General features: G+C 62.0%; 25 protein-coding genes. 15 read left to right on the top strand and 10 right to left on the bottom strand.

The window, feature by feature from the left end; translation table 11 throughout:
- From rplR to CD351_RS15880, 15 genes are all read left to right on the top strand, one after another.
- Complete coding sequence (gene rplR, locus CD351_RS11985) at positions 1–345, top strand: 50S ribosomal protein L18 (protein ID WP_111992852.1); 345 nt, start codon at positions 1–3, stop codon at positions 343–345.
- Entirely contained in the window at positions 345–1,166 is an 822-nt protein-coding gene (gene rpsE / locus CD351_RS15965) for a 30S ribosomal protein S5 (protein WP_234027125.1), read from the top strand. The genes rplR and rpsE overlap by 1 nt, the downstream gene beginning before the upstream one ends.
- A gap of 6 nt (positions 1,167–1,172) precedes the next feature.
- Positions 1,173–1,349, top strand: coding sequence for a 50S ribosomal protein L30 (rpmD, locus tag CD351_RS11975; RefSeq protein WP_007164605.1), 177 nt, complete (start codon positions 1,173–1,175; stop codon positions 1,347–1,349).
- A gap of 75 nt (positions 1,350–1,424) precedes the next feature.
- Positions 1,425–1,916 carry a 50S ribosomal protein L15 gene (rplO, locus tag CD351_RS11970; protein WP_111992851.1) on the top strand — a complete coding sequence of 164 codons (492 nt, stop codon included), beginning with the start codon at positions 1,425–1,427 and terminating at the stop codon, positions 1,914–1,916.
- A gap of 174 nt (positions 1,917–2,090) precedes the next feature.
- On the top strand, positions 2,091–3,455 hold the full coding sequence (gene secY / locus CD351_RS11965) for a preprotein translocase subunit SecY (protein ID WP_111992850.1): 1,365 nt from the start codon (positions 2,091–2,093) through the stop codon (positions 3,453–3,455).
- Positions 3,456–3,530: 75 nt separating this feature from the next.
- Positions 3,531–4,175 carry an adenylate kinase gene (locus CD351_RS11960; RefSeq protein ID WP_111992849.1) on the top strand — a complete coding sequence of 215 codons (645 nt, stop codon included), beginning with the start codon at positions 3,531–3,533 and terminating at the stop codon, positions 4,173–4,175.
- A 69-nt stretch (positions 4,176–4,244) separates the two neighbouring features.
- Positions 4,245–4,982 carry an SRPBCC family protein gene (locus CD351_RS11955; RefSeq protein ID WP_111992848.1) on the top strand — a complete coding sequence of 246 codons (738 nt, stop codon included), beginning with the start codon at positions 4,245–4,247 and terminating at the stop codon, positions 4,980–4,982.
- Between the two features lie 53 nt (positions 4,983–5,035).
- On the top strand, positions 5,036–6,295 hold the full coding sequence (locus CD351_RS11950) for a tetratricopeptide repeat protein (RefSeq protein ID WP_111992847.1): 1,260 nt from the start codon (positions 5,036–5,038) through the stop codon (positions 6,293–6,295).
- A gap of 321 nt (positions 6,296–6,616) precedes the next feature.
- Complete coding sequence (gene rpsM, locus CD351_RS11945; protein WP_111992846.1) at positions 6,617–6,985, top strand: 30S ribosomal protein S13; 369 nt, start codon at positions 6,617–6,619, stop codon at positions 6,983–6,985.
- Positions 6,986–7,056: 71 nt separating this feature from the next.
- The gene (gene rpsK / locus CD351_RS11940; RefSeq protein ID WP_007164597.1) at positions 7,057–7,446 is read left to right on the top strand and encodes a 30S ribosomal protein S11; all 390 of its coding nucleotides are present in this window, start codon (positions 7,057–7,059) and stop codon (positions 7,444–7,446) included.
- Between the two features lie 129 nt (positions 7,447–7,575).
- Entirely contained in the window at positions 7,576–8,631 is a 1,056-nt protein-coding gene (locus tag CD351_RS11935; RefSeq protein ID WP_111992845.1) for a DNA-directed RNA polymerase subunit alpha, read from the top strand.
- A 137-nt stretch (positions 8,632–8,768) separates the two neighbouring features.
- Positions 8,769–9,191 (top strand): 50S ribosomal protein L17, encoded by a 423-nt coding sequence (gene rplQ / locus CD351_RS11930; RefSeq protein ID WP_111992844.1) that lies wholly within the window; start codon positions 8,769–8,771, stop codon positions 9,189–9,191.
- Between the two features lie 86 nt (positions 9,192–9,277).
- On the top strand, positions 9,278–10,642 hold the full coding sequence (locus CD351_RS11925; RefSeq protein WP_111992843.1) for a serine hydrolase: 1,365 nt from the start codon (positions 9,278–9,280) through the stop codon (positions 10,640–10,642).
- Positions 10,643–10,782: 140 nt separating this feature from the next.
- Entirely contained in the window at positions 10,783–11,307 is a 525-nt protein-coding gene (locus CD351_RS11920) for a hypothetical protein (protein WP_111992842.1), read from the top strand.
- A 151-nt stretch (positions 11,308–11,458) separates the two neighbouring features.
- Entirely contained in the window at positions 11,459–12,337 is an 879-nt protein-coding gene (locus CD351_RS15880; RefSeq protein ID WP_199797874.1) for a hypothetical protein, read from the top strand.
- Here the strand turns inward: CD351_RS15880 and CD351_RS11910 are convergent.
- The 10 genes from CD351_RS11910 to CD351_RS11870 all read right to left on the bottom strand — a co-directional run bounded on the left by CD351_RS11910 (position 12,322) and on the right by CD351_RS11870 (position 24,112).
- Complete coding sequence (locus tag CD351_RS11910; protein ID WP_111992841.1) at positions 12,322–13,017, bottom strand: trimeric intracellular cation channel family protein; 696 nt, start codon at positions 13,015–13,017, stop codon at positions 12,322–12,324. The genes CD351_RS15880 and CD351_RS11910 overlap by 16 nt on opposite strands.
- Positions 13,018–13,027: 10 nt before the next feature.
- On the bottom strand, positions 13,028–13,738 hold the full coding sequence (locus CD351_RS11905; protein WP_111992840.1) for a PepSY domain-containing protein: 711 nt from the start codon (positions 13,736–13,738) through the stop codon (positions 13,028–13,030).
- A gap of 26 nt (positions 13,739–13,764) precedes the next feature.
- Positions 13,765–15,123 carry an amidase family protein gene (locus CD351_RS11900; protein WP_111992839.1) on the bottom strand — a complete coding sequence of 453 codons (1,359 nt, stop codon included), beginning with the start codon at positions 15,121–15,123 and terminating at the stop codon, positions 13,765–13,767.
- Positions 15,124–15,188: 65 nt separating this feature from the next.
- Positions 15,189–16,553 (bottom strand): serine hydrolase, encoded by a 1,365-nt coding sequence (locus tag CD351_RS11895; RefSeq protein ID WP_162627709.1) that lies wholly within the window; start codon positions 16,551–16,553, stop codon positions 15,189–15,191.
- A gap of 80 nt (positions 16,554–16,633) precedes the next feature.
- A complete protein-coding gene (locus tag CD351_RS15750) occupies positions 16,634–17,611 on the bottom strand; it encodes a reductase (RefSeq protein WP_162627708.1) in 978 nt (325 codons plus the stop codon).
- A gap of 15 nt (positions 17,612–17,626) precedes the next feature.
- Positions 17,627–19,045, bottom strand: a complete 1,419-nt coding sequence (lpdA, locus tag CD351_RS11890) for a dihydrolipoyl dehydrogenase (RefSeq protein ID WP_111992837.1) — start codon at positions 19,043–19,045, stop codon at positions 17,627–17,629.
- A 17-nt stretch (positions 19,046–19,062) separates the two neighbouring features.
- Positions 19,063–19,581 (bottom strand): DapH/DapD/GlmU-related protein, encoded by a 519-nt coding sequence (locus CD351_RS11885; RefSeq protein ID WP_111992836.1) that lies wholly within the window; start codon positions 19,579–19,581, stop codon positions 19,063–19,065.
- A gap of 54 nt (positions 19,582–19,635) precedes the next feature.
- Positions 19,636–19,989: a hypothetical protein gene (locus CD351_RS11880; protein ID WP_111992835.1), complete on the bottom strand. Its 354-nt coding sequence runs from the start codon at positions 19,987–19,989 to the stop codon at positions 19,636–19,638.
- Between the two features lie 31 nt (positions 19,990–20,020).
- Positions 20,021–21,259 carry a 2-oxoglutarate dehydrogenase complex dihydrolipoyllysine-residue succinyltransferase gene (odhB, locus tag CD351_RS11875; RefSeq protein WP_111992834.1) on the bottom strand — a complete coding sequence of 413 codons (1,239 nt, stop codon included), beginning with the start codon at positions 21,257–21,259 and terminating at the stop codon, positions 20,021–20,023.
- Positions 21,260–21,292: 33 nt separating this feature from the next.
- Entirely contained in the window at positions 21,293–24,112 is a 2,820-nt protein-coding gene (locus CD351_RS11870; RefSeq protein ID WP_111992833.1) for a 2-oxoglutarate dehydrogenase E1 component, read from the bottom strand.
- Positions 24,113–24,133: the final 21 nt, after the last annotated feature.

Raw genomic sequence — 24,133 nt, 5'->3', positions numbered from 1 at the left:
ATGGCAAAACTTTCCCTCTTTGAACGTCGCCGTCGCCGTGTGCGCACCGCTCTGCGGTCGCGTGCTGGTGGCAAGCCGCGTCTTTCGGTGCACCGCACCGGCCGGCACATCTACGCCCAGATCATCGACGATGCACAAGGCAAGACCGTTGCCGCCGCATCGACGCTTGGTGCCAAGGCGTCGGGTGCGAATGTCGATGCCGCCGTTCAGGTCGGCAAGGACATCGCAGCTGCTGCCAAGAAGGCCGGCGTGACCACTGTCGTGTTCGATCGCGGCGGGTTCCTGTTCCATGGCCGCGTCAAGGCGCTGGCCGATGCCGCTCGCGAAGGCGGGCTGGAGTTCTGATGATGCCAGAGAACAATAACACCGAAAACAACAACGAAACTCCTGAAGTGACGGAAACTTCCGAAGCAGCAGCTGCAAAGGCCAGCGCTGAAGTTCCTGCTGTTGCAGAAACGCCTTCGGAAGCTGCCGACAACCAGAGCCCGGCACAAGAGCCCAGCGCTCAGCCGACCGAACAGCCCAAGGGTGACGAACGCCAGGGTCGCGGTCGTGGCCGTGGTGGTCGCGATGGCGGCGGTCGTGGTCGTGGTGGCCGCGACAACCGTCGTGGCAAGCGCGAAGAAGAAGATGATGGTATCATCGAGAAGCTGGTGCACATCAACCGCGTCTCCAAGACGGTCAAGGGTGGTAAGCGCTTCGGCTTTGCAGCTCTCGTCGTTGTCGGTGACGGTCAGGGCCGCGTTGGCTTTGGTCACGGCAAGGCACGCGAGGTGCCTGAGGCCATCACCAAGGCAACCGCCGCTGCTCGCAAGAAGATGATCCGCGTCCCGCTCAAGGAAGGCCGCACGCTTCACCACGACGGCAATGGCCGTTTCGGTGCAGGCAAGGTCACCGTTCGCACCGCGCCTCCGGGTACCGGCATCATCGCCGGTGGTCCGATGCGTGCCGTGTTCGAAAGCCTCGGCGTTGCTGACGTTGTCACCAAGTCGGTCGGCACTTCGAACCCCTACAACATGATCCGCGCCACCTTCGACGCGCTGCAGGAACAGACTTCGCCGAAGTCGGTTGCCCAGCGTCGCGGGAAGAAGGTTGCCGACCTCCTGGGTCGTGGCGGTGCCAGCGCAGCCGAGGCGGAAGCCGATGCTGCGGCTATTGTGGAGTAACCTCTGATGGCTACCATCAAGATCAAGCAGATCGGATCGCCGATCCGTCGTCCCGAAAGCCAGCGCAAGATCCTTATCGGTCTTGGGCTCAACAAGATGCACAAGGTCGTGGAGCGTCAGGATACCCCTGAAGTTCGCGGCGCGGTCGCCAAGATTCCGCATCTTGTAGAGATCGTGGACTAAACCAACCTCATGTGGCCTCGCATGGTGCGGGGCCTCATCCTTTAAGCGCGAACAAAAGCGAAAGCGAGTGCACTCATGAAACTCAACGACATCCGTGACAATGAAGGCGCCCGCAAGGGTCGCATGCGTGTGGGCCGTGGTATCGGCTCGGGCAAGGGCAAGACTGCCGCACGCGGTCAGAAGGGCCAGAAGAGCCGTTCGGGCGTAGCGATCAAGGGCTTTGAAGGCGGCCAGATGCCGCTTCACATGCGTCTTCCCAAGCGCGGCTTCAACAACCCATTCGGCAAGGATTACGCCGAAGTGAACATCGGCATGGTCCAGAAGTTCATCGACACGAAGAAGCTCGACGGCAAGAAGGACATCACCGAAGAAGCTCTGCGCGAGGCTGGCCTTGCGCGCGGTGGCAAGGATGGTGTGCGCCTGCTCGGCAAGGGCGAGCTTAAGGCCAAGGTCAAGTTCGTCGTCACCGGCGCGACCAAGGGCGCAGTGGCAGCAGTCGAAAAGGCTGGCGGCAGCGTCGAAGTGACTGCCAAAGCTCCCAAGGCTGAAGGCGCCGACGCCGAATAATCGGTAACATTCATCGGCCCGGAGCATCGCCAGGATGTTCCGGGCTGACGAAAAGTGGCCCAAAAACTGGCGGCAGGGTTCGACAAGTCGCGTGCCCGTTCCTATTTAGGCCCGCATGACCGGAACAGGGCAGGGATCGCCGGGGCCGGAAATTGTTAGGATCGACATAGAAACATGGCTTCACGCGCCGACAATATCGCCAGCAACCTGAACCTTGGCAACTTTGCCCAGGCAACAGAATTGCGCCAGCGCATCTGGTTCACGATCGGCGCGCTGATCGTTTTCCGCTTCCTCAGCTTCGTGCCGCTGCCGGGTATCAACCCGCTCGCGCTCGACCTGCTGGCTCAGCAGAACCAGGGCACCATCCTTGACATGTTCAACATGTTCACCGGCGGTGCGCTTGCGAATATGAGCCTCGTCGCGCTGGGCGTGATGCCGTACATCACCGCGTCTATCGTGGTTCAGATGGCATCGGCGCTCCACCCGACGCTCGCCGCTCTCAAGAAAGAGGGCGCGTCCGGGCGTCAGAAGCTTAACCAGTACACTCGCTACGGCACGGTCTTCCTGTGCGCGATCCAGGGCTATTTCCTTGCAACCGGCCTTGAAAGCTATGCCAGTGCGCAGGGCATCGAGGCGGTGATCAATCCCGGTTACGGTTTCCGCATCGGCGCCGTGATCAGCCTTGTCGGCGGCACCATGTTCCTGCTGTGGCTGGGTGAGCAGATCACCAGCCGCGGGATCGGTAACGGCGTCTCGCTCATTATCATGGCTGGTATTGTCGCCCAGTTCCCGACCTTCGCGATGAACATGTTCGAAGGCGGCCGCACCGGCTCGATCGCTCCGACGATCATCATCGGCTTCCTGCTCATGGTCGTGGTGCTCATCCTTCTCATCAGCTTCGTCGAGCGCGCACAGCGCCGCCTGCTGATCCAGTATCCCAAGCGCGCGACACAGCGCGGCATGATGCAGGCGGATCGTTCGCACCTTCCGCTCAAGCTCAACACCGCCGGCGTTATTCCGCCGATCTTCGCCAGCTCGCTGCTGCTGCTGCCACTCACGATCAGTTCGTTCGCGGGCAATTCGGTCGATACCACCAGCGGCTTTGGTTCGACCATCGTGTGGCTCAACCAGTATCTCGCGCATGGTCAGCCAATCTACATGGCGCTCTATGCGCTCGGCATCATCTTCTTCTGTTTCTTCTACACCGCGGTCGTGTTCGACCCGGAAGAGACGGCGGACAACCTCAAGCGCAATGGCGGCTTCATTCCGGGCATCCGTCCGGGCAAGCGGACTGCCGACTATCTTGAGTATGTGCTCACCCGCATCACCGTGGTCGGCGCGATCTACCTGACGCTTGTCTGCGTTATCCCGGAATACATGATCGCCCAGACCGGCATCCCGCTGTTCCTCGGCGGCACCAGTCTGCTGATCGTGGTGAACGTGACGGTCGATACGATCAGTCAGGTCCAGTCGCACCTTCTGGCTCACCAGTACGGCGACCTAATCAAAAAAGCTAAGTTGAAAGGCCGCATGCGCTGACGCATGGTGGCGTGATCACGCGACACAAATGCGTTCGGGCGTAGTGCCCGGCGCGATAAAAGGGGATTTGCGCTCGTGAACATCATTCTTCTTGGCCCTCCGGGCGCGGGCAAGGGCACGCAGAGCGCCGGCCTTGTAGAGCGCCACGGCATGAAACAGCTGTCCACCGGCGACATGCTGCGCGCGGCGGTGAAGGCGGGCACGCCGGTCGGGCTTCAGGCGAAGGCGGTCATGGATCGCGGCGAGCTGGTTTCGGACGAGATCGTCTCGAACCTGATCGACGAGAACCTTGCCGCCATGCCCGCTGATCAGGGCGCGATCTTCGACGGCTATCCGCGCACCGCTGCGCAAGCGGGCGACCTCGACCGCATCCTTGAGAAGAATGGCCGCAGCCTCGACCGCGTGATCGAGCTTGAAGTGAACGTCGACGCTTTGGTCGAACGCATCACGGGCCGCTTCTCCTGCGCAAATTGCGGCGCGCTCTATCACGACACCGCGAACCCGCCTGCGAAAGAGGGTGTGTGCGACGTGTGCCACTCAACCGAGTTCAAGCGCCGCCCTGACGATAACGAGGAAACCGTGCGCACCCGCATGGAGGAATACCGCGCCAAGACCGCGCCGATCCTTCCGGGCTATGAAGAGCGCGGCATCGTCTCGCGCGTCGACGGCATGGCGGATATCGCTGAAGTGGCAAGCGCTATCGACGCAATCCTTGCCTGATCCGCGCTTCGCACTTCCCACAAGCCAAAGCTCGCTTTAAACCTTGCATCCCTTGAGGGAGGATTTTTCGTGCGCACTGTTCTGAAAACCGTAGGCGGGCTGGCGCTTGCAGCCGGGCTTGCTGCTCCGGCTGTCGCCGAGGTGGTCGAGGCCAAGGAAGATCACTTCGTGACCCGCAATCAGGCGGTGGTCGAAGCCGATCCCAAGGCGACGTGGCTCGCCCTCATCAGCCCGGCGCGCTGGTGGTCGGGTGAGCACACCTGGTCCGCCGATGCCGCAAACCTCACGCTGAGGCCGCAGGCGGGCGGCTGCTTCTGCGAGAAGATCCCCGAGGTCGAAGACGCCGAACGCATCACGCTTGAAGGCAGCGTTGAACATATGCGCGTGATCCAGGCCTACCCGGAAGTCGCGCTTCGCATGGTGGGCGCACTCGGCCCGCTGCAGAGCGAACCGGTGACCGGCATCCTGACCATCGCGATCAGCGAGGTCGATGAGGGCACGCGGATCGTGTGGGAATACAATGTCGGCGGCAAGATGCGCTATCCGCTCGACGTGATCGCGCCTGCGGTTGACGGTGTGATGACGCTCCAGCTGACCCGGCTCGCCGATATGCTCGGCACGGTGAGCGCGCCTACGCAAGCGGGCGCATTGCCTGAACCATCACCCGAACCCGATACCGATGGGGACGCTCCAACCACGATCGATCCCGAAGTCGTCATCGAAGGGGACGAGCCCGAAGGCCCCAGCGCAGTCGATGAGGCGTTCGACGATCTGAGTGCTACCCCGAATGCGCCGGATATGTCGTAAACGTCCAATCCTGATTTGAGCGCGTGTTTAGTTTAACCCTTGGGGGGGAAACTATGATGCGCGTTCGATCGATTGGCTTTTCGGCTCTCGCGGCATGTGCTGCGGCACTGCCCTTATTTGTCGCTGGCGGGCAGACGCCGGACAATGGTTCTCCTGTAACCTGTGCGCAAGCTCTCGAATTTGTGAATGAGCAAGCCGAAGCGGGCGTGGATTTGCTCTCCATTTACGAGAAAGACGAGGTCGAGTGGGCGCGCGATACGACGCTTTCCGGCGTCCAGAACTGTCGTCCGGTGCCAGCGAATCTGGTCGCGCGATATCGTGGATTGCCGCCCGTAAACATGGCTCACAAACGGATGAATTGCCACCTGGCGGTTGATGCGCTGTACAACCGCTTCGGCAACGACATGGACGCGATGCCTGGCGATACCGGCGATTTCTTCTACGAATATGTCGACGCTCTGCGACGCGGTCAGTCCTGTCCGAAAGTGACGCCCGATGCTCACCTGTTTGCCAAGGGTCATAACCTGACCGGTGCTGACGAGATGTTCTGGACCGCTGGCGAGGCAGGCGACAGCGATGCCGTCCTCGAGATCGCGCTTTACCGGCTTCAGAACGGGGAGCCGCAAGCCGGGTTTGACAACCTCTCCTTCGCATCCACGCTGGGCAATCCCTGGGCCAACCTCGAAATTGCCGAGCTTTACCGTGCCGGAGCGGGGGTCGCCGAAGACCCCGCTGAAAGCCATCGTTACACGCTGCTCGCGGCACAAACCGGTCTGAACTGGGCCATGGTGTCGGCCGGACGGAATTTCGAGCTGGGATACGGCACGCAGCGCAATCCCGCCGAAGCCATCAAGTGGTATCGGAAAGCGGCGGAGCAGGGGCACCTCGCAGCTCTTCCGCTCGCGGCCCTGCTGATCGAGAAAGGCGACGGGGTGCGCCGCGACCGCGAAAGAGCTTACGAATTGCTGCGCACCGCTGCCGGCGCTGGTGACACCCATGCGATGTCGATCCTCGGCTTCCTGCTTCTGAAGCGCAATGACGGCGATGTCTCGGAAGAAGGGATCGCGTGGATCGACAAGGCGCTTGCGCGGGGGCATCCCACCACCGTTGCGTGGCAGAAAGAGAATGGCGAGCAGACCCGCCGTCACTTTGCCAACCTGTCAGAACGTCAAAAACAGCGGCGAGAGCAGATCCGGTCCGACCGCGCGAAGCGGTGCACCAACACGGTCAATCATTGTGTGACATATGTCTCGACATCGAATTACTCATCGCAGCGCATCTGCAATACGGGTATCGATTACTGGAACTGCTGAGGATAGTGGGGACGCCGTGCTTTGCAGCTTTTGACCATGCGCACCGGAGAGTGTAGCATCCACTTGAAACGACGTCACAGCGACCCATATGGGCCGCTCGATTGACGCCTGCGCGTTTGCCCGGTTGACGTATCCCTCGAATCACCGTAAGCGCGCCGTTCATTCGACAGGTTCGAGTCCAGTCCGGCGGGCACCATGGCTTTGGTGCACCAACCGGACTTTTGCTGTTTGAGCAGGGTTCGAAGCCTCCGGGTGAATTGAGCGTTGAGATAGGGGCAGCGGCCCAAGGTTCGCAAACCCCTGTGGAGCATGGAGAATTAAGTGGCTCGTATTGCCGGGGTAAACATCCCCACAAACAAGCGCGTAATCATTGCGCTGACCTACATTCACGGAATTGGCCGCACGACGGCTGTTCAGATCGCAGACAAGCTTGGCATTGCGCACAGCGCCCGTGTGCAGGACCTCACCGATGAGGAAGTGCTGCGCATTCGCGAAACGATCGACGAAGACCATACAGTCGAAGGTGACCTTCGTCGCAACACCGCGATGAACATCAAGCGCCTGATGGACCTGCGTTCGTATCGCGGCCTGCGCCATCGTAACCAGCTGCCCGTTCGCGGTCAGCGTACGCACACCAACGCCCGCACCCGCAAGGGCAAGGCCAAGCCGATCGCCGGCAAGAAGAAGTAAGCTGCCTGGCCAAGTCGTAATGGCTTCCAGCACGCTTTTTCCTTCTCCCGAGACACAAGGATAACCGAACAATGGCACGCGAACCCGGCAAAGTAAGGCGCCGCGACAGAAAGAACATCACGAGCGGCGTTGCGCACATCAACGCCAGCTTCAACAACACCATGATCACCATCACCGATGCGCAGGGCAATGCGATCAGCTGGTCCAGCGCCGGCATGATGGGTTTCAAGGGCAGCCGCAAGTCGACCCCGTATGCAGCACAGGTTGCTGCAGACGATGCGGGCAAGAAGGCTGCCGAACACGGTGTTCGCACTCTCGAAGTTGAAGTGAAGGGTCCGGGTTCGGGCCGTGAAAGCGCGCTTCGCGGTCTCGCCGCAGTGGGCTTCAACATCACTTCGATCCGTGACGTGACGCCGATCCCGCACAACGGTGTGCGTCCTTCCAAGCGCCGCCGCGTTTGATCCGAATTTGGTCGGCGGCGGTCCTTTTTCGGATCGCCGCCGACCATCCGGGTCTGGTCCGCTGACGAGCGTTTCAGGCCCGCCTCACAATTCCAAAACCCGCTTACGTAAGCGAATTAGGGGAAATCCATGTCCGTCAACATGAAGAACTGGCAGGAACTAAAGAAACCCAACGCTCTCGAAATCAAGGAAGGCGGCGACAAACAGCGCAAGACCACCTTCGTGGCAGAACCGCTCGAACGCGGTTTTGGCTTGACCCTCGGCAATGCGCTGCGCCGGGTGCTGCTTAGCTCGCTTCAGGGCGCAGCGATCACCTCGATCAAGATTGAAAACGTCCTTCACGAATTCTCGTCGCTTGCCGGCGTTCGCGAAGACGTGACCGACATCGTTCTCAACGTGAAGCAGATCGCGCTCAAGATGGAAGGCGAGGGGCCCAAGCGCCTGCAGCTTTCGATGACCGGTCCTGCCGAAGTCACCGCAGGCGACATCGCTGTCACCGGCGATATCGAAGTCATGAACAAGGACCTCGTCCTGTGCCACCTCGATGAAGGCGCGACGCTCAACATGGAGCTGACCGCTGACGTGGGCAAGGGCTACTCGCCCGCCGTTCAGAACCGCCCGGCCGACGCGCCGATCGGCCTGATCCCGGTCGACTCGCTTTATTCGCCTGTCCGTCAGGTGAGCTACAAGGTCGAGAACGCCCGTGTTGGTCAGGAGCTTGACTATGACAAGCTTTCGCTGACTGTCGAGACCGATGGCACCGTCACCCCGGAAGACGCCGTGGCTTACGCTGCGCGCATCCTTCAGGACCAACTGACGCTGTTCGTCCATTTCGAAGACGGTATCCCGCAGCCGCAGTCGGCCATGATCGGTCAGGCTGCAACGCCGCAGGAAGACGACGCCAACCAGCTCAACCGTTACCTTCTCAAGAAGGTCGACGAACTGGAGCTTTCGGTGCGTTCGGCCAACTGCCTCAAGAACGACAACATCATCTATATCGGCGATCTGGTTCAGAAGACCGAAGCCGAGATGCTGCGCACGCCGAATTTCGGCCGCAAGTCCTTGAACGAGATCAAGGAAGTTCTCTCCAGCATGGGCCTGCGCCTTGGCATGGACATCCCCGGATGGCCGCCTGAGAACATCGAAGAAATGGCCAAGAAGCTCGAACAAGAGCTGCTCGGCTAACCAGGTTCCGGCGGCGCACCTTAAGCGCCGCCAGCACTGGGCTACCTCACACGGGCCCTTTTCAAACCGCTGATCCCTTCAGGGAAAGTGGGAACCGGTTTCCCCCCCGGAAGGGTCAGCAAACGAAGGAAGTACAAATGCGTCACGGAATTTCACAGCGTAAGCTTTCGCGCAAGTCGGGCCACCGTACGGCTCTGTTCCGCAACATGGCTGCGGCCCTGATCAAGCACGAACAGATCGTCACCACGCTGCCCAAGGCGAAGGAACTGCGTCCCTACGTCGAAAAGCTGGTCACTCTGGCAAAGCGTGGCGGTCTTTCGAACCGTCGTCTCGCAATGAGCCGCCTGCAGGACGAAACGCAGCTCAAGAAGCTGTTCGACACCCTGGCCGAGCGTTATTCCGACCGTGATGGCGGCTACACCCGCATCATCAAGGCCGGCTACCGCGCCAGCGACTCAGCCGCGATGGCGATCATCGAATTCGTCGACCGCGACGAAGACGCACGCGGTCAGGACTCCGGTCCAGCCATGAACGAGCAGGACGAATACGCCGACGCGTAGGTCCTATCACAAGAGACAACAGAGGGGCGGGCGGAGCGATCCGCTGGCCCTTTTCTTTTGGGCGCGCACGGCTAGGCTCCGTGGGTATGAGAAAACTCGCCCTTGCCGCCGCCGCGACCGTCGCCCTTTCCTCGCCAAGCATCGCTCAAAGCCCGCAGGAACGGCTCGACGCGCTCTACGACCGCGCACTGGCCGCTGGATACAAGGCGCTGTTCCTGTGCAGCGCGATTTCTCATGCGGAGGCGAACGGAACCACCCGGTCGCCTGAAAGTTTGCACAGGTGGGAGCTGACAGGCATTCAGGCGCCCCTCGACGATATCGTGCGCGAACTGCCATACGAGATCCTGCGGCACGCCAACGGTACGATTGAGCGTGTGCAGGTCAGCTGGGATGACGAGCAGGAGCCGCGCTACGCCGTGCATCTCGACAATGACAAGGGCTGCGCGATCAACCCGATTGGCGGCGCGTTCGAAATGTACGGGCGACCCGCAAATCCCGTTGCCAGCCGCAGACGTACCGATCCGCCCGTGGTCGAAGCATCTGGCGCGCTGGCAAGCTCCTTCGACAAGGCCTTCGACGGCAGCTTCGGAGAAGGCTCGCGAACGACCGCAGTGCTGGTCCGAAGCGGCGGCGAGGTCATCGGCGAACGCTACGTCGAGGGTTTCGACCCGATGACTCCGCAGCGCACGTGGTCGGTCGCAAAAAGCCTCGCCGCGACGCTGGTCGGTGCGGCGGTTCAGCGCGGCGATGCGGACGTGAACGCGTCTGCGGGGCTGGGTTACAGCAGAGGCGATCCGCGCCGCGCGATAACTCTCGACCATGCGCTGCGAATGTCGACGGGGCGATACTCGGACACGCCGGGCAACCGGACCGATCCGATCTATTGGGGCGGCGCCGGGGTGCGCGAGCGAGCGCTTCAATGGCCGCTTATCGCAAAGCCGGGCACCGTTTATCGCTATGCCAATAATGACACGCTGGTCGCGGTTCAGGCCGTCTCCGCCAGCTTGCAGGACCATCCGCCCGCTCAGCTTTTCGCCAAGCTCGGCATGAATCACACAGTCGCCGAGATCGATTGGCGCGGGCAATATGTGCTCTCCAGCCAGGCCTGGACGACCGCACGCGATCTCGGGCGATTGGGCCAACTCTACCTTCAGGATGGTATGTGGGAGGGTGAACGCATCCTTCCCGAAGGCTGGACCGACTATGTTTCAAGCCCATCCGGACCCCAGCCCGAAGGCAGCGCATTCGGCTATGGCGCGGGTTGGTGGTTGATGAACGCCACCGATGGCGTTCCAAGCGATACCTTCGCAGCGTTTGGCAATCGCGGGCAGTATGTCGTCGTCGTCCCCAGTCGCGATGTCGTGATCGTGCGGCGGGGCGAGGACATGGTGGGCACGCGTTTCGACATTGCCGGCTTCACGCGCGACGTGCTGGCGGCCTTGGAGGATTAAGACGTCCATTCAGGTTAGACGACATTTATCTGAACGCTTCCTGCAAGCCTCGCTCAGAATCGCCTCAGTTACGTTCATCTACTCCGGGATCACAGTGAACGGAAATTCCTCCGTCGCTGGAAACCCGAGGATGAGACCCCATGATCGATCTTACCAAGACCATCACCAAGGGCGCGCTCGGGACTGTCGCGGCTGGCGCGATGGCCCTTGCGTCCGCAACTCCGGCCGCCGCCAGTGATCGCCACCGCGATCGCGGGATCAGCGCCGGAGACGTAATTGCCGGAGCCGTCGTGATCGGCGGTATTGCTGCGCTGGCCGGTGCCTTTGATGGCGACCGCGACCGCGACCGCCGTTGGCGCGATCGCAGGCATGGCGGCTGGCACGACGGTTATCGCGGGCGTGGCGGCGGCCAGCGCGCGATTGAGCGTTGCGTGCGCACCGCAGAACGCCAGGCCCGCCGTTTCGGAGGTTACCGCTTTGCCGATGTGACCCAGATCCGCGACGTTGATCGCACCCGCTATGGCTGGCGTATCCGTGGCCGGATGGAAGTCGAGGGCAATCGCGGCTGGAATGGTCGCAACTTCGATCGCGGACGCTTCACCTGCTATCTCGAAGGTCGCGGACGTCCGCAGATCGATTTCGACGGCATTCGCGGCCTTCGCTAACTCATAAACCAACGCTGCTCGGACGGGGCAGTGTCCACCAAGGGCGGTTCAGGCTTGCGCAAGCCTGGGCCGCCTAACTATGGGTTATCTATGAGCGATTGGTGGCCGCTCGCCTCTCACCATTGGTGACAACAAACAGGAGGGAGCTTCCATGGCTCAAAACACTAAGGCATTTCGCATCGGCGCGCTGACCGGCATGGTCGCGGCCGTATCCATGGCGGCATCGCCCGCTCACGCTGCCGAAATGCCGCTGGCTTCGAGCGAGGCAGGCGGAAGCGCGTTCGGCCTCGTCTTTTCCGAAGAGGGCGCGGTGAGCGGCGACTGGTACGCGCCGGGCGCGGAGCAGCTTGAATATCACCGCTGGCGCCGTGGCTGGGGCCGCGGATGGCGCGGAGGCTGGCGTGGCAGGCGCGGCATTCGCGGGGGCGATGTGCTTGCAGGCGTGCTGGTACTCGGCGGGATTGCTGCCATTGCAAGCGCTGCCAGCAACAACCGTCGCCGTGATCGCGATGTCGTGATCGTCGAGCGTGATCGCGTGCGCGACCGCGACGACCGGCGCTATGACGATCGCCGATCAAACCCGCGTGCGTCGACAGGTTCGGGCCTCGATAATGCGGTTTCCATCTGCCTCGACGAAATCGAACGCGACGTTCGCGTGGACTCGGTCGACAATGCAAGCCGCACTCCCAGTGGCTGGGTGGTCAGCGGTACGCTCTTCAACGGCGCGCCGTTCAACTGCCGCATCGACAACAATGGCCGCGTCTCTGGCGTGGACTACTCCGATTTTCGCGGCGTCAACTTTGAGAGCGGTGAGACGGTTCAGCCTGCCGAAGGCCAGTGGTCCGATGATCGCTATCGCGAAGCGCGGGCGCAGACCGGTGATCTGACCCCAAATGCCACGGCGACCCTCGCTTATGCTGACGAGGTGGAAACCAACCGCCAGCCTCTGAACGCGGCGAGCGCGAATGAGCCGCAGCCGGCCTATCCCGGTGGCCCGCTTCCCGGTGAAGAGGGTTATCCGGAGGATTGATCTTGCGATGATGGGGCGGGCCTTTTGTCCGCCCTTGCTTCTTTTGGTGCCGAGCGGCCATAGCTTGGCAGCCCCCATTCGAAATGAATGGCGGCCGCGCGCAGGATGAAGCCTGCCAGAAACGCAAATGCCCATGCCCATTGGGTCGGCAGACCGATCAGAGCCGCCGCAATCGCTCCCCCCACGGTCAGCGTCGCGCTGAGCGCGGCTGCGGTGACGTAAAGCTCCGGCTGCATGATGATCGACGGACGCCCGGCTACCACGTCGCGGATGATCCCGCCGACACAGCCCGTAATGATCCCCATCAGCGCGGCAGGCACGGGCGGGATGCCGTAAGCCATCGCCTTGGCAGCGCCCAGGACGGCATAAGCGGCAAGGCCCAGCGCATCGGCATAGTCGAGCAGTTTGCCTTCCCACATGCGCATCGGGGTGAACCACGCGAACAAGGCTGTGCCAAGGCACACCACCGCCACCCACGGATCGGTAATCCAGAAGACCGGCGCCTCGATCAGGAGATCGCGCACGGTTCCCCCGCCGACGCCGGTGACCAGCGCGAAGAACGCCATCGTGACGAATGTCTGCCGCTCGCGCGCGGCCACCAAAGCGCCCGACAGCGCAAAGACCGCGATGCCTGCAATGTCGAGCAGGTCGAGGATCGGGGTTAGGACGGTCTCGTTCATGCCACCTTCCTCAAGCTGATGCGGTCCTGACGCGTGCCTTGCGGCGGCGGAACATGAGGATGCAGCCGAAGATTGCGCCGATCAGCGACAGCGCTGCAAAGCCGATCAGGATCGGGTGGCTGGTGTCCTCACGTTCGGATAGGTCCATGATGTGCAGTCCCCACATGAAATCGAACCAACGCCACCAACGCGTGCGCACCGCCTCGATCCGGCCTGTGTCACGCCCGACATAGACATGCGTCCCGTCTTCGAGCGCGATTTGCCAGACGGGCAGGGGGCGGCGAAAGTCGAAGGGAACCTCATCAGCTTCGAAGAGGTTCGCGCTGACGACATCGTCCCCGCCAACGATCTGTGATGCCACGACCACGCGCGCCTCGGCCTCGTCAAGCGGGGCGATCCGATCGCCGCTTACCGCGTCGAAGCGTTCGATCCGGCCATCCATATACGTAACGCGGGTGATCGCCCGGCCCGACTCCATCTGCGTTTCGAACGAACGGACAGGCGGCGCACCGGTAAGCTGGAAGTCAATCGGAACGGGGTTGCCCGGCGGCAGGGCAGCTTCCTCTGTCGATAGGCGCAGATGGTTGCCGCGCACTTCCTCAATCGGTTTTGCCACCATGAAGAGGCCCGTCGCGGTCCACATCACGATAGGAACGCCCACCAGCCAGCCGAGCCAGATATGCCACTTCGCGAGGCGGCGCATGATCGATGTTTTCGCCATAGTCCCGCGCCCTTGGCGAAGGAGGGTCAGCTGTGCAAGATTTTCCCGATCTCGCCGGCCGCATAAATGCAATCGAGATCACTCATGAACCGCCCCATCACCTGCATTCCGCAAGGGAGCTGCGAGCCTTCGTACATCCCGCTTCCGACCGGTACGATGGTGGAGGGGAGGTTGGGGAATGTCGCGATCCCCGCCCAGGCAAGGGCGCTTGCTCCGGGGATGTCCTGACCGTTCACGCGAATGGTCGAATCGAACACGCGCTCTTCGCTGTGCGGCACTGCGAGAACCGGCGCAGGAGGGGCGAGGACGAAGTCGTAGGTGGCCAGCAGGTTCTCCCACTCGGCCATATTGGCTGCCTGCGCGTCGAGCAGATCGAACCAGTCCGTTGCCGTTGCCCGTTTCCCGCTTGGTGCAGGTGCGCCGCGCGCCATCGCGGTGTTGAGCATGCGCATGTAATGGCCCTGCTGCGCCTCCAGATCGGGGATCAGAGTGCTGGCGCGATCTATCGTGATACCGGCGGCTTGCAGCGTCTCGATCGCTCCCTCGATCGGTTCTGTGACAGAGGCATCGACCGGCGCGCCGGGATATTCGGTGATCGCAAGCACCCGGCAATCCCTGAGCGGTTTGCCCGTCCGCGTGAGCGCGTATTGGCTGGCGACCGCGACTAACGCTGCAAGGTCTTCGGCGCTTCTCGCCAGCGGTCCTGCCACTGACAGCGCGCCGTCATGGGCGGCCACAAATCCCTTGCGCCGCGCCATCTGCGGATGGTCATGACCGCGCTTCGAGATCAGGCCCCAGCTTGGCTTGTGGCCATAGACCCCGCAGAAATGCGCAGGCACCCGGACAGAGCCGCCGATGTCGGTTCCGAACTCGCAAGGAACCATGCCGCTTGCGACTGCTGCGGCGCTTCCTCCCGACGATCCGCCGGGGGACCGGGCGGTGTCATGCGGGTTGTTGGTGCGGCCATAGACCGGGTTGAAGCTTTGCCAGTCGGTGAGGTCGGTCGGCACGTTGGTCTTACCAAGGATCACCGCGCCCGCCGCCTTCAACCTTCGCACGAGCTCACTGTCGCGCGGGGCGATGTAGTCGGTCAGGCGCTTGTGCCCCCAGCAGCTTTGTAGCCCCTCGACGTCGAAGCTTTCCTTGACCGTCATCGGCACGCCGAACAGCGGCTGATCCTCCCTGGGCCCAGCCTTGTCGAGGGCCATCGCGGCTTCGTGAGCACGCTCGAAATCGGGGACGGCCAGCGCGTCGATCTCGGCATCGAGATGTTCGATCCGCGTGATCGCTGCATCGACCGCTTCGGAAACGCTCATCTCGCCCGCCCGGATCGAGGCTGCGGTTTCGAGCGCGCCGGGTTTGTCGGTCAATTTCGGATAGGCCATGGTCTGTCTTCCCCTCGGGTGAGGGGGTTAAGCCAGCAAACTGCGCAGGGCAATGTTGAGCGCGCTCATTCCTTGGTTGCAGGCATTTCGCGACCACCTTGAAACAGCGTGAGGCCCGTAATCGTGCCGCTGTCATCGCGGTTGAAGCGGACCTGCGCATCGACGACTTCGAGGAAGAACATGTCTCCCTCCTCGCGGAAAATCTCGTTCGCGCCTTGCCCGGTCGCCTGCGCCATCAGCTTTCCATCCTCGACGAAGGTGGTGATCTTGACGGTCGGGGCGAGGGCATAGACGCCCACATACTCGGCCAGCGCTTCGACCGGGACGGCAACGGCCACGCGTTCAGCCGGAGGAGCCACTTCGCCGCCCTGCGCGAGCGTCATCAGCTTGCGGCCGATATTCTCAGCCGATCCGCCATTAAGGTTGGCGAGTACGGCTACCGTCATGTTCTTTGCACGGTCATAGCCGAGCCAGGCATTGAACCCCTGAATGCCGCCGCCATGCCAGATGAACGGGCCGTTTTCGCCGTCGCTGACCACCACGCCATGCGCGTATTTCGCTTCGCCAATCGCGTCGTGCGGAGCGGGTTCTAAGAACTCGGCGACGCTTTCGGGCGAGAGGATTGCTCCGGAATACAGCGCGCGGTTCCAGCGATGCAGGTCACTGACGGTCGAATAGAGCGCGCCTGCGCCGGTGGGGATGCCCATATAGACATAGCCCGCATTCACCCGGCCATCTTCGCTGGGCGAATATCCCGCAGCGCGTTTGGGCAGGATTTTAGCGCTTACGTCAAAGCCGCTGTTTTCCATGCCGAGCGGCGAGAAGAAATGCTCATCGAAATATGCGGCGATATCCTGTTCGCTCACTCGCTCTACGATGCGCGAGAGCAGGACATAGCCCGAGTTTGAATAAGACCACTTGCTGCCCGGCTCGAATTCGAGCGGGAGGTCGCGGAAGAACGCGATGAGGTCGTCCTGAGAGGTTTCAAGGCGGCTGAGATTGCCAAACCCGTCGAGCGAGGTGACATTGGGAATGCCGGATGTGTGACGCATCAGGTTGCGCACGGTGATCGCGCTCCAGCTGTCGGGCGTTTCTTCGAGATAGGTCGAAATCGGCGCGTCGAGGTCGATCTTGCCCTGTTCGGCCAGCTTCATGATCGCGACCGAGGTGAATTGTTTGGTCACCGATCCGATGCGGAATTTGGTGTCGGGCGTGTTGGCGATGTCCCATTCGAGGTTGGCCGAACCCCATGCGCGCTCAAGCAGCACCGCATCGTCATTCGCGACGATAACCGCTCCCATGAATGCGCCCGATTCCGCCTCTGCCGAAGCGATCTCGACCATGCGCTCGGTATCTTGCGCCGCGGCTGGCGCGGCGAGAGCGATGGCGAATGAGGCAAAGGCAAGCGCAAAGCGGCGCGAGGTGAGCATGTGAATTCCTCCCGATCGTGTATTATGCGAGTAATACACGGACACGCGCGCGGTGCAAGCTGTGATACGAGGCAGGTTCCTCAGAGCGATGCGAAAAAGCGGTCTTCGGCTTCGTAGTCGAACATGTCCCAAGGGTAGGCCGCAAGCTGCGGGAAAGCTTCGCGCCAGTCGGCGGGGTTCAGGTCGATGAGCCATTGCGCGCTGCTCAAAAGCTCGGATGCAACGCAGAAATACGCAGCCTTGTCGGCCTTGGCGTTCGAGACGACGAAGGGTTCAGGCACTGACCAAGGCGTGCGGCCTACGCTGCCTTGGGGAGGCCCGTCCATCAGGTGAAATTCGGCTTGGTAGCCGAGCCATTCGGCCAACACGCGTCCGATCTCGGCGACCGTTCGTGCGGGATCATCCGCCATGTTGAAGACACCGCCCGCGCCGTCGGCAGCCATCTTCTGCGCATTCGAGCCAAGGCAGAACGAACTGGTCGTGCTGAACTGGCTTCGCCCGCCAAATGCCAGCGGGATGCGGCTGCGCCCGTCGAGCAGCCGTTTGACGAACCACAACTCGCGCGGATGGCGGCTGTATTTGCCGAACAGCGCGCAGGGCCGCAGGATCGTGGCTCGATTCCCGAACAGGTCGAGCGCCTTGTTCTCCATGCGGACCTTGCGGGTGGAGTACGTATCCGGGCCCGGCACGACGGTGGACTGTTTTTCGGTGATCGGGCCGTCGAATTCGGGAAAGCCGTTGGTGGCTGCTTCGTCCAGAGTGCGGCCTTTGTCGTCGCAATACACGCTCGCCGATGAGATCGCGATCAGCCTGCCGACCGCGTCCGGATCAAAGGGGGCAACGTCCTCTTCATCGAACGCGATAGTGTCGAGGACCACATCGGCATGCGGGGCAGGGTCTTCGCCTGCGATGTATGGGACGAAGCTCTCGCGTTCGCCCAATGCCCACGCTGGGCGGGTGCGCGAGTGGATGCGCACGTCCCAGCCGTGGAAGGCGAAATTGTAGGCTGCGGCGTAACCGATCTGGCCTGCACCGATTATCGCGACTGAACGGGCCATCGCGATTGCTCCCGATCACATATGGATCGGCTTGCCCTGAACTGCCATCGCCGCTTCCTTGAAGGCTTCGGCGTGGGTCGGGTGCGCGTGGCAGGTGTAGGCGATGTCTTCGCTCGTCGCGCCGAATTCCATCGCCTGCGCGGCCTGTGCGATCATCGTGCCCGCAAGGCTGTTGATCATCCAGACGCCCAGAACGCGGTCGGTTTTGGCGTCGGCGATCACCTTGACGAAGCCGTCGGTGTCGCGGTTCGCCTTGGCGCGGCTGTTCGCCATCATCGGAAACTTGCCGACTTTGATCGCGGACTTGTCGCCGCCTGCCTTCTCGATCGCCTGTTCCTGCGTGAGGCCGACGCCCGCGATTTCGGGAGTGGTGTACACGACGTTCGGGATGACATCGTGGTTCACGATGCCGGTTTGCCCTGCGATGTTTTCTGCCACCGCAACGCCTTCATCCTCGGCCTTGTGCGCGAGCATCGGGCCGGGGACCACATCGCCGATAGCCCACACGCCTTCGACGCCGGTGCGGAATTCGTGATCGATTTCGATCTGGCCGCGATTGTTGACCTGAAGCCCTGCCTTTTCGAGCGCGAGGCCGTCGGTGTTGGGGCGGCGGCCAATCGACACGAGCACGTGGCTGGCGTCCAGCTTCTGCTCGTCGCCGCCATCAGCCTTTTCGATGGTTAGCGTCACGGTCTTGCCCCTGACCTCAGCGCCGGTGACCTTGTGGCCGAGCATCATCTCGATGCCCTGCTTCTTGAAGATCTTGTTCGATTCCTTGCGCACTTCCTCATCCATGCCGGGGAGGATCTGCGGCAGGAATTCGACCACGGTGACTTTCGCGCCAAGGCGGCGCCACACGCTGCCAAGCTCAAGACCGATCACGCCGCCGCCGATGACGACGAGGTGCTCGGGCACTTCTTCGAGTTCAAGCGCGCCGGTGGAATCGACGATCCGCTTGGCCGCGTTGTCGACCTCTACTCCGGGGAGCGGGGTTACGCTCGAACCGGTCGCGATCACGATATCCTTGGCGGTGACGGTTTCATCGCCAACCTTGACCGTGTGCGCATCTTCGAATGCGCCGTGACCCTTGAGCCAGGTGACCTTGTTTTTCTTGAACAGGAATTCGATCCCCTTGGTGAGATCGCCGACCGCGCTGGTCTTCTCCGCCATCATCTTGGAAAGGTCGAACGTCGCATTGGCTTCGATGCCCCAGGTGGCGAAATGGCCGCCTTCGGCTTCCTCGAAAAGCTCAGATGCGTGAAGCAACGCCTTCGACGGAATGCAGCCGACATTGAGGCAGGTGCCACCCAGCGTTTCGCGCGATTCGATGCAGGCGGTCTTGAGGCCAAGTTGCGCTGCGCGAATGGCGGCGACATAGCCGCCGGGGCCTGCGCCAATAACAAGGCAATCGTAGTCGTATGGGTGGTCAGCCATGTTTCGAATGATCCCGTTCAGTCTGACGTTTGAGGGTGTTGAGGTCCATCTAGTGGCTTGGGTGCACTTGTGCCATGCAAAGTTTGCACTGGTTCATCAATACGACCTTCGGCCCATGCGACCATGCGTCCGTGATGGCCGGTATTGATGCCCGTCTTGACGATCTTCGCCGGGTTTCCCGCCACCATCGATCGGTCGGGCACATGGCCGTTGACGATGCTTCCCGCAGCAATGACGCAGTGATCGCCGATGGTCACGCCCGCAGTCACGACCGCATTCGCGCCGATGAAGCAGCATTTGCCGATGCGCGTGTCATCGTGGTGTGCGCCGACAAAATCATGCGTGAAAATCCGTGCACCCGGTGTGACGATCGTGTGATCGCCGATATGGATACCCTTGGGGTGGGTGTAATCGAGAAACGCCTTGCCCGAAATCAGCACGCCCTTTCCAATATCCATGCCCCAAACCGTGCGCAGGTACAGGCGGCGGATTGCGGCGAAGGCGAAGTAAAGGCGTTTGCGGATCGCAGTCAGCATGGCTTTACCCTTAGCCTCCGGTTCGGCGCGAAACCAAAGTGCCGCGTCGCGGCGTCAGGTTGCGGGCGGTGTTTCCGCAGGCGTGCTCTCGGCCCCGTCCGCAGGTGCGCTCTCGGCTCCGCCGCTGGCGCTCGCGCTGCAAGTGCGCAGGAGGTCCTCGATCCTCTCACGATTTATGTCCAGCGAACCGTCCGAGGCATCTTCTGCCAGATTGTCGGCAGCGCATTCGCAAGCGGGCGTGACGTTCTCGGACGTGATCCCGTTATCCTGAGCGATCTGCTCGCACTGAGCGACGAATTCGGTGCGGATCTGGTCCTTGATCGCATTGCCCGCCATTTCGGTTGCCGCATCGCACGCGGTCAGGGCGAGAGCCGCAAAGGGAAGCGATATGAGGGTAAGCGCGCGCATGGGCAGGTTCCTTGGTGGGGGTGGGGCTGACTTAAAGGTCGATCAGCATCCGGGTCGGATCTTCGATCGCTTCCTTGATGATCTTGAGCGCGGTCACCGCCTCGCGCCCGTCGATCAGGCGGTGGTCGTAGGAAAGCGCGATATACATCATCGGGCGGATCTTGACCTCGCCATTGATCGCAACCGGACGGTCCTCGATGCGGTGAAGGCCAAGAACGGCGCTTTGCGGCGGGTTGATGATCGGGGTCGACATGAGCGAGCCGAATACGCCGCCATTGGAAATTGTGAAGGTGCCGCCGGTCATGTCGGCCATGGTGAGCGTGCCGTCCTTGGCGCGCTTGCCATAGTCGGCGATGTCCTTTTCGATTTGCGCAAAGCTCTTCTTGTCGCAGTCGCGCACGACCGGAACGACAAGGCCGTTGGGAGCCGAGACCGCAACCGAGATGTCGACATAATCGTGGTACACGATCTCGTCGCCCTCGATATAGGCGTTGACGCTCGGCACGTCCTTCAATGCGAGACAGGCGGCTTTCGCGAAGAAGCCCATGAAGCCAAGGCGGATGTCGTGCTTCTTGGCGAAGAGGTCCTTGTACTTGGTGCGCGCTTCGATGACGGCACTCATGTCGACATCGTTGAAGGTGGTGAGCAGCGCGGCGGTGTCCTGCGCGCCCTTCAGACGCTTGGCGATGGTCTGGCGCATGCGGGTCATCTTGACCCGTTCCTCGTTGCGGCCTTCACCGGTGGCTGTCGCGGTCGGTGCCGGAGCAGGGCTGGGCGTAGGCGAAGGCGCGGGACTGTCGCCCTTCGCCTTGGCGGCGGCGATGACGTCTTCCTTGGTCAGGCGGCCATCCTTGCCGGTGCCCTTGATGGTCGAGGGATCGACGCCGTGTTCGAGCACGGCGCGGCGAACGGCTGGCGAAAGCGTCTGGGTGACCTCTTGGTCCCCATCGCCTTTGGCCCGCTTGTCTTCGCCTTCCTCGCGCATTTCCTGAGCGCGCGCAGGCTCTTCACCCTTGGTCGCAGCGCCGGTCGCGCCTTCCTCGATCACCGCGATGACAGCGCCAACTTCAACCGTATCGCCAACCTCGGCGCGGTGCTCGGACAGCACTCCAGCCACAGGCGAGGGCACGTCGACCGCGACCTTGTCGGTTTCGAGGCTCGCAATCGGTTCATCGACGGCAACCGCGTCGCCGGGCTGCTTGAGCCATTCGCCGATCGAACCTTCGGTAACTGATTCGCCGAGCTGCGGGACAGTGATTTCAGTGGCCATTTCTCGTTATCCTCGAGTGTTTCAGTTGGCGTATTAGTTCGACAGGCCGAGCGCGTCGGCGACCAGCCTCTCTTGTTGTTCGACGTGCCGCTTGGCGAGGCCGGTGGCGGGCGATGCCGCCGCGTCGCGTCCGGCATATTGCGGGCGCTTGCCCTTGTGGCCGGCGGCGGTGAGCGCGTCCTCGATCTGGTTTTGCACGAAGAACCACGAACCGTTGTTCTTGGGCTCTTCCTGACACCAGATGACGTCCTTGAGGTTGGTCATGCGCTTCAGACGCACGGCCAGCGGGTCGCCGGGGAAGGGGTAGAGCTGTTCGATCCGCACGATCGAGACGTCTTTCAGCTCTTCCGCATTGCGCTTTTCATGGAGGTCGTAATAAACCTTGCCCGAACACAGTACGAGCCGCTTGATCTTCTCGTCGGCGATATCGGTGATGTCCGACTTGATCCGCTTGAACTGCCAATCGCCCAAGAATTCCTCGCGCGGGCTCTTTGCCATCGGGTGACGCAGCAGCGACTTGGGGCTCATGATGACGAGCGGCTTGCGGAACGAGCGAAGCATCTGGCGGCGAAGCACGTGGAAGTAGTTCGACGGCGTCGTGATGTTGCAGACCTGAATGTTGTCGTTCGCGCATAGCTGCAGGAAACGTTCGAGGCGCGCAGACGAGTGCTCCGGCCCCTGTCCCTCATATCCGTGCGGCAACAGCATCACGAGGCCGTTGGCGCGCAGCCACTTGACCTCGCCCGACGCGATATACTGGTCGATCATGATCTGCGCGCCGTTGGCAAAGTCGCCAAACTGCGCTTCCCAAAGCGTGAGCGTCTTGGGATCGGCCATCGCATAGCCATATTCGAAACCGAGCACGCCATATTCGGAAAGCGTGGAATCGTGCACTTCGAACTTGCCGTGCGGCAGCGTGTTCAGCGGCACATATTTGTCTTCGGTCTTCTGGTCGACCCAGACGGCGTGGCGCTGAGAGAAGGTGCCGCGCCCGGAATCCTGACCCGAAAGGCGCACATTGTAGCCTTCCATCACGAGGCTGCCGAAAGCGAGCGCTTCGGCGGTGGCCCAGTCGAAGCCTTCGCCGGTTTCGAACATCTGGCCCTTCGCCTTGAGCACGCGGCCCAGCGTGCGGTGGATGTTCACGTCATCGGGCACTTCGGTCAGAGTGCGGCCCAAAGAATCGAACATCTTGCGCTCGATCGCAGTGTCGACATTGCGCCGCGCGGTCTCGTCATCGGCAGGGCGGTGCAGACCCGCCCAGCGACCGCCGAACCAGTCGGCCTCGTTGGGCTTGTAGCTCTTTGCCGCTTCGAACTCGTCTTCGAGGTGAGCGACGAATTCATCCGCGATCTGCTTGCGATCGCCTTCGTCGATGACGCCCTCGGAAATCAGGCGCTCTGCATAGACGCGGCTGACCTTGGGGTGCTTGGAGATCACGTCATACATGATCGGCTGGGTGAACTTGGGCTCGTCGCCTTCGTTGTGGCCAAAGCGGCGATAGCACCACATGTCGATCACAACGTCGCGGTGGAAGCGCTGGCGGTACTCGACCGCGAGCTTGCAAGCGAAAGTCACCGCCTCGGGATCGTCGCCGTTGACGTGCAGGATCGGCGCCATCACGCCCTTCGCCACGTCGCTCGGATAAGGCGAGGAACGCGCGAACATCGGCGAAGTGGTGAAGCCGATCTGGTTGTTGATGATGAAGTGCAGGCAGCCGCCCGTGTCGTAGCCCGGCACGCCCGAAAGCGAGAGGCTTTCCCAGACAACGCCTTGCCCTGCGAAGGCCGCATCGCCGTGGATCAGGACGGGGAGCACCTGCTCCTTCTTCGACAGATCGTCGCGGATCGCCTGCTGCGCGCGGGTCTTGCCGAGCACGACCGGGTTCACCGTTTCGAGGTGCGAGGGGTTGGGGACCAGGCTCATGTGAACGCTGATGCCGTCAAATTCGCGGTCGGTGCTCGTCCCAAGGTGGTACTTCACATCGCCCGATCCGCCGACATCTTCGGGGTTGGCCGATCCGCCGGAGAATTCGTGGAAGATCACCTTGTAAGGCTTTTCCATCACGTTCGCGAGGACGTTCAATCGCCCACGGTGCGCCATGCCGTAGATGATCTCGCGCACGCCCGCGCTGCCGCCATGCTTGATGACCGCTTCCAGCGCCGGGATCATCGATTCGCCGCCATCAAGGCCAAAGCGCTTGGTGCCGACATATTTCTTGCCGAGGAATTCCTCATATTGCTCGCCGCGAAGAACGGCGGCGAGGATCGCCTTTTTGCCCTCGGGCGAGAACTGGATCGTGTCGCCCGGGCTTTCGAACTTGTCCTGAAGGAAGCGCCGCTCTTCGGTGTCGGCGATATGCATGTATTCAAGGCCGACCTTGCCGCAATAAACAACGCGCAGCCGCTCATACAGAGCGCCCACGGTTGTCCATTCCAGGCCCAGCACGCCGCCGACATAGACTTCCTCGTTCTCCTTGCCCGAAAGGCCATGGAATTCGAGCGTAAGGTCAGGCGGGGTCTCGCTGCGCTTCGAAGACGTGCCCAGCGGGTCGAGATTGGCAGCGAGGTGTCCGCGAACACGGTAGAGCCGCACAAGCGTCATCGCCGCGATCGAAAGGCTGGCCGCCTTTTCAATCGTCTTGGGATCAGCCGCCTTGCCAGCCGCCTGCGCAGCCTTGCCGACCGCCTCCTTCGCCCCGAGCAGCATCTGGGTCGGGTCCATGGCGCTCGCCAGGTCCGCGTCTGCGTCGGCGACTTCGGCAAGCCACTTGGGATTGCCCCAGGAAGGGCCCGGCTGCGGGCCTTCCTGGTCGGTCATTTCGGGGAGAAAGTTTAGCGGTTCGTCGCCCATCAGGGTTCTCCGGGGGAGGGT

The organism is Erythrobacter sp. KY5, assembly GCF_003264115.1.
Taxonomy (GTDB): domain Bacteria; phylum Pseudomonadota; class Alphaproteobacteria; order Sphingomonadales; family Sphingomonadaceae; genus Erythrobacter.
This window is presented reverse-complemented; position numbering and strand designations above follow the sequence as displayed.